At 60.1% G+C, this 12,032-nt stretch carries 6 protein-coding genes and 3 pseudogenes; 6 read left to right on the forward strand and 3 right to left on the reverse strand.

The features are described 5' to 3' along the window. Positions 1-22: 22 nt before the first annotated feature. Entirely contained in the window at positions 23-187 is a 165-nt protein-coding gene (locus tag XI08_RS19140) for an FAD-linked oxidase C-terminal domain-containing protein (RefSeq protein ID WP_333927732.1), read from the reverse strand. Positions 188-417: 230 nt separating this feature from the next. Here XI08_RS19140 and XI08_RS46370 point away from each other — a divergent pair, with 230 nt between their 5' ends. From XI08_RS46370 to XI08_RS19150, 3 genes and pseudogenes are all read left to right on the forward strand, one after another. Further along, a complete protein-coding gene (locus XI08_RS46370; protein WP_442869842.1) occupies positions 418-804 on the forward strand; it encodes an oxygenase MpaB family protein in 387 nt (128 codons plus the stop codon). Between the two features lie 1,819 nt (positions 805-2,623). Beyond that, positions 2,624-4,168, forward strand: a complete 1,545-nt coding sequence (locus tag XI08_RS19145; RefSeq protein WP_271565540.1) for an acyl-CoA dehydrogenase family protein — start codon at positions 2,624-2,626, stop codon at positions 4,166-4,168. Positions 4,169-4,775: 607 nt separating this feature from the next. Further along, positions 4,776-4,929, forward strand: a pseudogene (locus XI08_RS19150) (transposase domain-containing protein); the annotation flags it as partial. 568 nt (positions 4,930-5,497) lie between these two features. On the opposite strand, the gene XI08_RS19155 reads toward XI08_RS19150, so the two are convergent. Together XI08_RS19155 and XI08_RS19160 are read right to left on the reverse strand one after the other, a co-directional pair. After that, positions 5,498-5,707 (reverse strand): hypothetical protein, encoded by a 210-nt coding sequence (locus tag XI08_RS19155; RefSeq protein WP_271575560.1) that lies wholly within the window; start codon positions 5,705-5,707, stop codon positions 5,498-5,500. Between the two features lie 402 nt (positions 5,708-6,109). Further along, entirely contained in the window at positions 6,110-9,952 is a 3,843-nt protein-coding gene (locus tag XI08_RS19160) for a Ulp1 family isopeptidase (RefSeq protein WP_271575561.1), read from the reverse strand. A gap of 288 nt (positions 9,953-10,240) precedes the next feature. Between XI08_RS19160 and XI08_RS46375 the strand changes: the two are divergent. From XI08_RS46375 to XI08_RS19175, 3 genes and pseudogenes are all read left to right on the forward strand, one after another. Next, positions 10,241-10,820 (forward strand): annotated as a pseudogene (locus XI08_RS46375) (transposase); the annotation flags it as partial. Positions 10,821-11,229: 409 nt separating this feature from the next. Further along, a complete protein-coding gene (locus tag XI08_RS19170) occupies positions 11,230-11,529 on the forward strand; it encodes a transposase (protein WP_271553078.1) in 300 nt (99 codons plus the stop codon). Between the two features lie 177 nt (positions 11,530-11,706). Continuing rightward, a pseudogene (locus XI08_RS19175) lies at positions 11,707-11,862 on the forward strand (transposase domain-containing protein); the annotation flags it as partial. Positions 11,863-12,032: the final 170 nt, after the last annotated feature.

Below are 12,032 nucleotides of genomic sequence, written 5' to 3' on the forward strand. Positions count from 1 at the left end.
GAAGGCAGCGCCAAAGGATCAATTACCATCGCGGTTTAGGTTCTTGCTTGAGCATGATTTCCGCGAAAGCTATTAGGCCGAGAGCGTGAGCACATCGCAAAAGCTGTGACCGCTGCCGGTCGTACCAGGGCCGATGATCGCAGCCAACGGCATGGTGATGGGTCACATAGCCCCCTGCCGCGATCAGCGCGTCCGCCGCCGCCGCACCCGGCCCAGCCTTGCCTGCATGGGGTACGACCCAATTTCAGGCCGCCGTATTCCGCGCCTGCACCGCGTCATACCATGATCGTCGCTCGCCTGCCCGAAGCAATCGGTCCGTTCGAGAGCGGCTCGTCCCACCGCGTCAGCGAGGTCGCAGCGTTATGCTAAGTCCACGCCACTCTCGTCGACACCGCTCTGGCCGTCCATGACCTGATCCTGCCTCCATTCTCCGTCGAAAAGCGCGAGCGCTATTGGGCTAAAAGCCGGCTGTTCGGGGCAATATTCGGGCTGACGTCGAGCGAGTTGCCGACGCATTGGGACTCGTTCGCGGCCTACAACGCGGCGATGATGCAATCGGATACATTGTCCGTCGGCACCGCCGCGCGCGAGGTGGCCCAAGATCTTCGCCGGTTCACGACCATGTTGCGGCCGCCGCGGCTGGTATCAAACCCTGAGTGCCGGACTACCGCCGGACCGATTACGCACCGGCTTCGGGTTTGCGCTCGACGAACGCGACAGAGAGGCCGCAGAGCGTGCAGTTGCCCGAATACTACGCATCTATCCCAAAATGCCGACCGGCTTCGCTACGTCGGCCCCTACTAGGAAGCTCAAAGCGCGACTGCAGTGAACGCCGCAGCTGAGCTGGACAACCGGGTGCCTGAAGAGTGCCTGGAGAGCACAACCCCAGTTGGATGACCGCCGGAACAGGTAAAGCTGTCCCGGACAGCCGCGGACGTTGCCGACCGCCTGCCGCGCCTCGCCGGCGGTCTTTGCCCGCAAATTTCATTGCCAGGTTACGCGTGACGTCGGGGTAGATGTCGCCGCTCATGACGTCGTAGAGAGGCACCATCGTGATTGTGCCTCCCGCCCGGAGGAGAAGTTTGCGTCAAGCCGACGGACGCAGCCTGCGAGCTCTTTACGGCGATCTTGTCGCAGGACACCCGTATCGCAATTGGGCGTACGCCACGATGAAAAATCCGAGAGGCTCCCGCACAGCGCAAGGAGTGGGGAGATCAACTCTGCTGTTGCAATATGCTCAGGGCGCCAAGGTCGCAAGGTTGCTAGGTGCAATTGGTCATCATCGTCGTAAGCTAATCAGTGACGTTCGTCCGGAGCGAGCGGACTCCCCGGATGTTGTAGGAGTTGGCAGACCCGTCATAGTCGCAAAGATGCGTTGGATACGTCCCCCTCCTCATCCCTGCCGTTCGTTTGCCAGGAAGCCTGACGAGATCAGGCGGATGCCAAATCTAGACTTGGCGACCCCAGAAGGACAATCGGCCTGCTGCGAGCAACCGCCGTCCCGGGCGGCAGCTGTGCCACTTAGACTTCGCACCGGGGCGGCCCCATCCGGTCTTGCCGCAAACAAGCAAACTTCCGGTTCTGATCAGCAAAGTCATCGGCAATCCCCATTGCCACCGTCCAATGTGGCCGGAGGCAAACGAAGCCGAACGACCGCAAGAAGCGCGAGCCGAAGGCTTGGTATTCCAAAGCGCTGGGCCCATAGTCGCACGCGACTTTGCTGGCGCAAATATTGCCCACCATCAACTTTGCGCGCGGCTGAGTTCAAATCCATCACGTATAATGCGATGCAAGAGACAGTTTGAATTGGTTGCGAAAATTCATTGAGCAAGGCCCGTCTGACGAAGGGCCAGGCCGAAGCGCGTCCACTTTCGAGCCATCCGCCTTGCCATCTCCCGGCGCAGGCATGACGTGGCACCCCATCGCGGATTTCAGCGCTGCAGAGGAGATCCTGCTGGACCCGAACCTTAAGGAGGTCTTCAAGGCGGTTCTTGACAACGGATCCGCAGTGGTGTCCGCGAGCAAGGACTAGCTGAACTGCACAAATGACGATCATGGGGCCTTGCACAAGGAGCCGGCCCAGCGATCGAAACGCCGGTGTCGGTTCACTTTCGAAATGCGTTCCTGCCTTGACCATTGTCCGACATCACCGTTTGAAGTCCCGAGTGCCCGTCGCGAGAGATCAAGGTCGGCGACCGTGAACACGATGCGAGCGATTGCTTGCAGTCTTGAGCGACAAGCGCGTATGTCCGCGCTATGCCGAACAGCCACGGAGTGGCGGTGAACATGATTTAAGTGCCATATGTCACGTATCGCCTCGCTATCCTGGCGATCGGTGCATGACGGATGTCTCCCCAGGAGGCTCTCTCAGGGACGAAACACCAAGCGACAACCCTGAGTGAGTCTTGAGGAGAATGGGAGGTCACTGAAACGAGCGTGCGCCTCCGATAGGTCATATCGACAAGACGCATCTTGACGGGAGACCCATGCGGCGGCCGCAATAGATCCCAGTCCCGGACAACGTGCTTATACTTGCATCCACACTATACCAATGTGTAACCGAGCTAACCCCGGGGATGAATTGGCACGAAGCGCGGCCGGGATCATTGTGGACCTTATGGCTATGCACACTCAGGTTTACGCCCAATTCGGGGAGGCGCAGGAACGCACAGCTGAAGGCCGTGCAGCTGCACTATACTCCGGTTTAATCGCTGACCTCAGTCAGCTGAATTTCGCAGACGCGGATGACCGCCGAGCATTCCCTCCCACCCTACACAGCATATTGGCAAGGCATGGACTGTTCGGGCTCACCACACCAGGAGAGCACGGCGGGTTAGCTCTTCCGTTGCAAGAGGCCATCGACCTCATCTCCGCCACTGCATCCTTTGATGTCTCCGCTGCCTCTACCCTCGTCATCCATAACTTCCTGGCCTTGCCCTGCATCGAAGCGGCACCGCACATCCCCGAACAAAAGCATATCATTTGGGGTGCAACACGCGGCGATCTCTGCGCTTTCGCTTTGACGGAGCCTGGAGCTGGCTCTGCCCCGAGGCATATAGAGGCTTCGGCTCTCATGCACGAAGATAAAGTTCGTATCTCTGGCCGCAAGATCTGGATCGGCCTCGCTGACTGGGCCCGCTGGATCGTTTGCTTTGCGCGCGCGTCTGGTCCCGATGCGAAAGGTCGGCTCGTTGGTGTACTCGTTGACAGGCAGGCTCCAGGCCTAAAGGTCACGCACGAGCATCGCACACTCGGTCTACGTGGCATTATTCAGAATACTCTGGAGTTCCAGGATGTCGAGGTGCCGCGTGCTTACGTGCTCTCTCGCGATCAAGACGGCTGGGGCGCGGCGACATCTAGTATGAACCGCGGCCGTATCGGTGTGGCCGCTATGGGTCTTGGAGCGCTTGAGCGCGCTATCCAGGTCGCAGCTTCTTATGCGAGCCATCGTCGACTCGGTAAACTGCGCATGATCGAGAACAGCTATATCGAGCAGTTATTTGGGCAGATGGTGCTGCGGCGGGAAGTAGTGAAGGCGATGCTGGCAGCATCCTGCCGACTTGTTTCAGCGCAGGGCGCGCCCAACGTCCACCTTGCGTCGGCAACGAAGGTTTTGTCCTCGGAGTGGTGCGGCCTTGTCGCTGATCAATGCGTCCAGCTGTTAGGTGGCCGTGGTTACGATGAGGGAACGCCTTTAGCCAAAATCTATCGAGACGCTCGCATCCTTCGCATCTTCGAAGGTCCGACTGAGGCGCTCCTATCACATCTCGGCCGCTGCCTCCTCTCTAGAGCCACGCGGGACGAGATAGCCGATCTCTTTCGGTCTGTTGGTGCGGCATCAGTCCATGCTGCTGTACTTGAGGAACTCTCTGCGCTCAGTGAGACCGACGGTGCCGTGCTGATCTATGCGGGTTGGCTCACCACACTGGGACTGGCACAGGCTGTCATGTCTGCTGGTTGCTTCTCTGCCTCAGATTGCGCCGCAGCAGCGGCTGACCTGGTCAGTTCCGAATTAGCAATTCTCCGTACTCGCGCGCCGGCACGGCAATCTTTCGAAGGCCGCAATCGGGCCAGCCGGACTCTGACCACCTTCCTTCAAGACGCGGCCTGTTCCATTCGTTCACCTGTCCTCACAGACGATTACCTCAAACTGGTGCAGTATGTCTGACATCTAGCTATGGGTGCCGGACGTCTTTCCACGTGGTGGGGCCGCGCGCGACGACGCAGCTGCGCAAAGCCGAGGCGTCCCTGAACACTGCCACCTCTGAATCCGGCAGGCTCTGCTATGAGGCCCTAACCCAAGCTCGCTTCCGGGCAGCGCCGGCCGCAGCAAAGGCTTGCGCGTTCAGGAGGAGCACCGCCTCCTCGACCGGCTGTGGCTCGACAACGGTCGGCCGCATCCATGAACTTGAGCACGTTCTGTCCCTTGTCCGTGATGGCCAGCCACCGTTTCGGGGGCTTCCATGTTCGATACTAAACCACCGTGCTTTTGCGCCCGGGCGACTGCGCGATAGGGATGCGGCTTCCGACCTTTCTCGTAATGCGCCCGAGAAACGTCATGTACCGCCCAAGGACGCGGCGCCGCCCCACGCACACAAAAGCCCAAGCCCTTCGTTTTTGGTACTGTTCCGGTCCGTTGGGATGACGGCGCCCAAGCGCATGCTGCAACGAGATCCGCCATGACCTAGCTAGTGCCATAGGGCATCTGTTATTTTGGGCATGAGCGGCCAAGCCAGGCACCCATCAGCCATGTGTAAGCGGCCTGATGGTTCGCTGCTCGCATGTTCGAGTCGTGCAAGATCAACGACGTCGATCCCCTCGCCTATCTCACGAACGTCCGACAGGATCGTCAACGGGCATCCAAACCGCGACATGGACCAGCTACTGCCCTGGGCCTACCGAGGTCAAACCTTCAGAGCCGTGGTCTGAGAGCGGCGCTTACGTTCTACCTTAATGTGTGATCCGTCTTTGCCGGCACGCCAACGGCAACTTGGTCGGTCCAAGCACGGCGGATGCACTAGCTAGCGGCGGCGGTAATCGACACTGGTAGTGATCGGGGGCTTCAGGCCTGACAACCGCATCGGGCGATCCGCTGGCCAGATGGGTGGTTTCCAGACGGAGGGCACCGACCCACACCGGCCACTTTTCGTTTTGTGAATCGCGTCGGGTTCGTCAGCTTTCGGAAAGCTAGTCCGCGTACAACGCCGTTGAAGTTAGCGGCGCGTGGTAGGGACAGCGCTTGCCCTGTGTATGCGTGGGGCTTTTGGGGCGCCGAGTCACGTTTCTGCTAACTTCACTCAGTAGTGCGGGCGTGGCAGGGACAGCGTCTGATCCATCCCAGCCGGACCAGCGCCGAGTCGCGCCCGCGCTGCTTCCGTGTGAGATTGGAATCATATCCAAGCCACCGGGCGACGGTCTTCCAGATCAAGCTTAATAGCCAGCTTGCGCCGCTCCGCCGAGAGTGGGCACGGGCCGTAAATCAGAATGTCACCTCGCATTATTCGGGAAGAAAATTGGCAAATGACCATGTAGTCGGTGCAAGCTGGACCAATTCCAAAGAGTAATGCGTCAAGCTGGGGACATCGCTGCCGGTTAGGGCGAGCCCACCTTCAATGCTGCGCCCCACCTGCGGCTTGGCGAACTCCTCCCGGAGTCGTTTGGTCACGGCTCCCATCAGCCAGTCACGACGTTTGTAGGGTTCGATCAACAGTCGTCAGCAAATCGCGCGTATTCGACATAGGTGCAAGCATCCGGAAATCTCATAGTGCGCGACGCCACCGCACTAACGCCTGGCAGCCGACCCCACGTATCTCCGACGCGGTTCGAGCCCGATCGCGGGTAATCTGCATAGCTTAGAAATCGATCGAGTTGCTGGCGCAGCAAGATCTAGCCGCTCCTGAAGTCGGGCGGGCGATCGACTACTGCGGTCCGCCGATCGACTTGTTCCTCGCCGGCTTGCCAACGATTTGAAAAGAGGCCGCGTCTCGACGGACCGGCCGATCCCCAAAACAGAGGGAGGTAACCGTTGCCCCTGAACCTCTGGTTCGGTCCGCCGCACAGTCTGGTGTCGGTGAGAGCCGTTCCACCAGCTCCATCAGCCCAAGGAGGATCAGCCCCTCAGTCGGTCCTGGAGTGCCCGCCGATCGGCGACGAGATTGTCGAGGTCCAGCGGCTCGTGCTCTGGCCGCTCTCCTTGCGCTAATCGACCAACCAGCGCCCGCGTGCCGTCAACGACAAAGACGCCGCAATCATAACCGTTCTCCTGCTGGGCGAGGCGGGCTGGCTCCAGGTGAAGGTCAAGCTTTTCCGCGAGCGCTTTTGCAATGCCCCAGTTCATGGTCTCGATGGAGTCGTAGTGATAGGCGACCGGCTTTTCCCGATCGCGGCGATCAATGAACAGCAGCGACCAATGCGTGCCGCGGCGATCCGGACTGGCATCATTCAGCGGCAGGAACACGAAGTCGGCTGTATCCTCTCCATTCCGATTAGAAACGATGCGGTCGAATGAGCCTCGCGCGACGCTCACGGAGCCCCAGCGCTGCCTATAAAGGGCTTCGAGGGGATCCACGAACCGCGTCCGGGCGGCGAGATCCGGATTGGCCCGCTGCAACTCCTGCGCCAGGAGCTCGTAATCCCTCTCGATATGCTCGTCGCCCAGCCATGCCATGGCATCGAGCTCAAGTCCTCTGCGGCCGGCGAGCGAGGCTGCCCCGATCTGAGCATCGAACGGTGCGCGCGGGAGCATCAACGGATAGTCAGCCTCATCGCTCAACTCCTGCGGATTGGACGGCAAATCAACCAGAGAGGCAAGACCGCCGTAGATGTCTGACGGATCCATCGCGGCTGCCGCTGGCACAGCTTGACTACCAATTCCGGTGTGACGGATGAGCTGAACGTCATTGCGCCCGTCCGGTCCCAACAGCGATCTGCCGTACTCACCGCGAGGGAGCATCATCTCCGAGGCGGGTTGGTTGCCGTGGGAAAAGCCCTCGGGAAGGGCCGATGAAGCATCAAAAGTCTCGCCCAGCGCTGGCGAGGTTTCCTCAGCCCTGTCGGACGCCGCCGCGACTTGCTCCATCCTCCGTGCACGCAGCTCTGGCAACGCCCCATCCCCCAGCTGCGCGCTGGAATGCGGAGCGTTTTCCGGCCGATAATTAAGACGAATGGCAGCGCCCGGCTGATTGAGTGGGATGCTCTGCCTCATCACTCCCGCGGGCACCAACAACGCCGTGTAACGGTCATCGTTGATCACGAAGCTGGTCGGTCGGTTGTCCTGGCTCGGCAGGACGCCGCTCCCGTCAAGCGCAACGATCAGCTTGTCCGGCGCGTGCTGGTCGCCGTGCCGCCAGTTCAAGGGAGGAACGGCCTCTCCGAAATCCGGCGCCTGGTGATGGAGCGCTGTTGGCTTGAGAGACGGCGGCGGGCCGGCGTCTTGCATGAGCACACGAGCCGCGAGAGGGGCCTGGATCAGCACGCCACCGCCTGCCTTGCCATCGCTCAGCTGCCGCTCAATGTCGACGCCTTGCGGATTGTTAAAAGTCCTCTGCCTCTTCGCTGGCCTCAAGTCCGCTGTAGCATGCCCGCCGTTGATGAGGAGCTCCTCGCCTGGCAGGCGGCTGGTCCTGACACGTGCGTCCGTCAGCTCGTCCGTGCCCTGGTGGTGGTTCTGCTCCTCGTTGACAGCTGGGACGGGCGGGGCGGCAGCCTGTCGGTCCTGTCGAGATCCGTCGACAGGCCCGTGGCCGTCTCGAACAACCGGAGCACTGCGCTCGCGATACTTACGAAGCGCCTCCAAGGCGGGAACCAGTTCCAGCTTCGGGAATACCTTGGCAGCAAGCTCTATCAACGAGGCGTGAGCAAGGCCTTCAAACGTTTTGTCCTCAGACTTGAGGTGATTTCCCAATTTGCGAAGATACCTAATATAATTCTCCACGGTCCTCGATCGCAGTTTCCGCCGCGAAGCGGCTGCCTGAACCGCGGCGTCGATGAGGTCCAGATCATCCTGAGACAGATGAGGATGAAGCGGGTCTGGCCGGACCACGATGCCGGGAGCCGGAATTGCGGCGTTGGCTCGGCGCACCTCGCCCAAGTGCCGCTGAAATTGCGCTTGCCCGGCCGTTCCCGTTTGACGCTCTTGCAATTGGAAAGACGGCAGCGAATCAACCTCTAATGCAAGACCGCCGTAGATATCTGAGGATGCCCTCGGCACCGTAGGCGCAGCTTCACCAAACAAGGCGGGCTGGGGATGGTGAATGAGTTGAACGTCTTTGGATCCCCCCGGTCCCAACACGGCCGTGTAGCGTTCGCCGCCAATTCCGTAGTTCATCATCGGATATTCCGCATTAGGCAAGAAGTCCCACTCACCCAACTTGGACAGCATCATGTCGGGTGCGGGCTGGGTGCAATGGGAAAAGTCCTTGGGAACGGCGAACGATACATCAAAGATATCGCCGATAGCGGGAGAGCGCAGATGGATGAGCTGAACGTCGTTGAGCCCTCCCGGTCCTAACACGGCCGCATAGCATTCACCCCGAATGTCGTAGGTCTTTACCCGCTGTGCTGCATCAGGCAATAGGCCCCAGCGGCCCAGCTTGGAGCGCATCATATCCGGCGCGGGCTGGGTGCCGTGAGAGAAGTCCTCGGGAACAGCCAAAGAAGCATCGAAGCTCTCACTGATTGCAGGGAGCGTCTGTTGAAGCGCTACCGAAGCCGCACCGCGCGGGTCGATCATCCTGTGAAAGTAGTCTTCATGGCCGGAATACCGCGGCCGCGAGGAGGGCGGCCAGCTTGCGGGATCCAAAAGCTCGTCCTGGCGGACAGTTTCGGGCGGCTGCGCGGCAACCGCTATTTCTGGCCAAAGCTCCGACGCATCGAGACCATCAGCAGACTTAGAGCCGTCCCAATTCACGCCATCGAAGAGCTCGTCCTGGGCGAAACTCTGCACGAGCGAGGGAGAGACTGAACGCTTATGTTGCCAGAGCACTGGTGCATCGAGATCCGGAGCTGGAGACTCGGCGCTCGGCTCCGCTGCGTCGAAAAGCACGTTCTGGGCGACACTTTGTATCGGAGAATGAGCGGCTGAACTCAATCCCTGCCAAAGCTGCAGAGTATTGAAACCGTCAGCCCGCAACGAGCAGCCGCGATCCGCAGCGTCTCCCAAGCGCTGCTCATCGACAAGCCGCATGGGCGAAGGGGCAGCCGGCTGAATGGCCTGCCGCGAGCTGCCTCCTTCTGCGCCCAAATTGCTGTGACCGATGATCGCACGATATTCGCGAAGACCGTTCAAGGCGGAGATGAGCCCCCTGTCATTCTGAAACAAAGTGTCGGCGTGACCGAGCAGGGTATCATCACCGAGCTTGGCCATAGACAACGGTCGGAGCGCTGCCGCCAGCTTCCGCAGACAGCTCGCATAGGTCTCGGCGGTTTTCGCGCTGATCCCTCGACCAAAACCTGCCTCACTTGCCTCCCTGATGAGACGTTCATCTTCTATGGAAGGACGATAAGGACGATGATGTGTTGTGGCGGGCCGAGAGGTGGTGGCATAAGACTTGCGATACCGCCTGACCATTAACAATGCTGGGGCAATGATCTTGTCGTTTGGAAACAGCTGCTTGGCGTAACCGAGCAACGTATCGCCATCGAGGCCAGCAATTGATTTGCCAGACTGCTTCAGCGCAGCAGCCAATTGGCGAAGTTGACGATCATAAACGCTCACGGTGGTTGGATTGGGCGGTGGCCTTCGCTCGAGGGCGTCGGCCGACGCAGCCTGGATGAGGCGATCGTCTTCCTCACTGACGTCGTGAAGCTCTCTATGGGAATATACGGGACCGACCGATCGCGCGTCTCCCAGGTGCTGCTCAAACTGCGCTCGCTGCTGCTGCGATTGCTCCGCGGGAGTATCAGACACAGCGGAATCATTGCCGGCTCGGTTGATATTGTTGAATCGCTCCATGTTCGTCCGCTGGCCTCGCTGATCTGGTTCCCTAGCTACGAGCGTTAGCTTTCCAAAAGCTGACGTTGATAGAATGAATTGGACGGCAAGGGTCTTCTTCCAAGACGCTCAATCGCGAATCGTGCCAAACGAAAAATCGTGACTGTCAAAGTACCGACGACCGACTGTCGTGGTTTTGTCTATATTCGGATCGCTACGGCCTAGCCTGCTGCTCAGCGGCCGCAAGCGCTCTAGTCCCCGACCTTGAGGAGTACGGGAGTGTGTTTCGGCATGGAGTAAAGGGCTCTCAGCCTGATCAAGGAGTATGGATTATTGTTCCCTCGCGCAATCGGCCTGCAGTTCCGCCACTAGGTCCACGAGCTCTTGGGCGATGATCATCAGCTTCTGAGCGTGATAGCGCCGCTCTTGTCGATCCGCGAGAACGTCAGTAAACAACGGTGCAAATTTGATGACGAAGTCCGTCGTTTGGCAAAACAGCACGAGACGACGCGCCTCAGATGACGGTCCCGGGTGTCAGCGTCGTGACTGCCCTAACGTTCCGCCACACGATCGATGACCCTCCGCGCTTCCGATCGGCCTCGACGATCGGCGCCCACCTGGGCCTTACGCCGCGTACGTAACCAATCTGGCGAAACTGACACCAACAGCAAGATATCCCGATGGGGCGACCGACTTCTCCGAACTTACAGCTCGAGGCCGCGACACCTCAAGGCCGGGGGGATGAACCTCGCAAGCGGATTGGCATGAGGAAGGCAAAGGTAGCCATTGCCCGGAAGATCGCCGTAACCTGCACTTCATCTGGGTCGACGGCGCATCGTTCGACTGGGGGCAGGCGAAAGAGGCCCAATCCTATTTTGCAAGTTCATAGTCCGGTCCGCCGGACTGGCGATGTCCCGCGGGGACGGTGGTCGTGGCGACCTCGGTCAATCGGCTGGTGACGGTTCGTCCGCACTCCGCCGCAAATGTTGAGGCGCGCGATCCGGACGTCATCATGAGGCGCTTGCGACTCGGGAATGACCATGACCCCAGCTGCGACATCAAACCCAATCACGCTGAAGCCGCCAACGACATCGATTATCCAATCCCATCGGCGATCGTCTCCGCGATCGCTCCGTCTCCGCAACCCCGACAGCTCCGACGGAGCAATCGCTGCCGGCATGTCACTAGAGAGAAAGAATAATAGCTCGACAACAACCCGCGTATTCCTCCGTTGAGGACCGCCTTGTTTGATGGACGCGAGTGCTGCAGGTCCTAGGGGTAATCCCAGGAGAAGCGCTATGACGATTTCGCGGGCGGAGGTGATCACATCGGTCGAGCGGCGGCGGCGGTGGTCGCAAGATGAAAAGGAACGGCTCGTTGCAGCATCGCTCGGGCTCGGGGCTACAGTTCCCGAGGCGCCTCGCATGGCCAGCCTTCATGTGAGCCAGCTGTTCAGGGTGCGCAAAGAGCTTTGCAAGCACGGTGAAACGAGTGTAGCGCCGTTGATGCCGGTCGAGATTAGCCCGTCTGTGCCGCCGCGGGATGTGGCCGAAGCGCCGTTGATGACGAAGCGCTGCGTCGAGTTCTCGATGCTCTGATGCGTCGATGATCCCGGTACGGCGCATCTCGAGCTGCGGATCGAGAAACACAAACGCGAACTGTACGGGCCGCGGTCTCCACAAGTCACCAATACCTGGATAGCAGAGCTGCTCGGCAGGCGTCCCTTCAATGTCGTGACGGTTGCGACTTCGCTCGCTTCCTCGACGATGGCAGGATCTGCTCGTCTCAACGACGTCGATCCCAAGGGCTGGCTCGCCGACGTCCTGGCCCGTATCGCCGATCTTCCCCCATCGCGTCTGCGCGTGCTGCTGCCCTGGGAATGGAAGTTCCTGCGCCAAGCCGACAAGGCCACCGATCAGCAGGTCGCCTAACCTTCGCGCAGCCCATCATAGAGCTCGCCACGCCCGCGCGCATGCGTCAATCAGGCGGTCTTCGTCGTCTTCGTCGTATGCGTACCTACCCGCAATTAAAGGGCGGATTGAAAGTGAGGCCAACGCGCCGCGGCCCCTTGATGCTGGGATGCCAGCTAGGGAATTTCGAA

The organism is Bradyrhizobium sp. CCBAU 11361 (assembly GCF_028128935.1).
Classification (GTDB): domain Bacteria; phylum Pseudomonadota; class Alphaproteobacteria; order Rhizobiales; family Xanthobacteraceae; genus Bradyrhizobium; species Bradyrhizobium niftali.

Bases quoted from the DNA above. Each gene is read 5' to 3' on its own strand.
- XI08_RS19145 (WP_271565540.1), top strand. From the start codon at position 2,624: ATGCACACTCAGGTTTACGCCCAATTCGGGGAGGCGCAGGAACGCACA.
- XI08_RS19160 (WP_271575561.1), bottom strand. From the start codon at position 9,952: ATGGAGCGATTCAACAATATCAACCGAGCCGGCAATGATTCCGCTGTG.
- XI08_RS19170 (WP_271553078.1), top strand. From the start codon at position 11,230: ATGACGATTTCGCGGGCGGAGGTGATCACATCGGTCGAGCGGCGGCGG.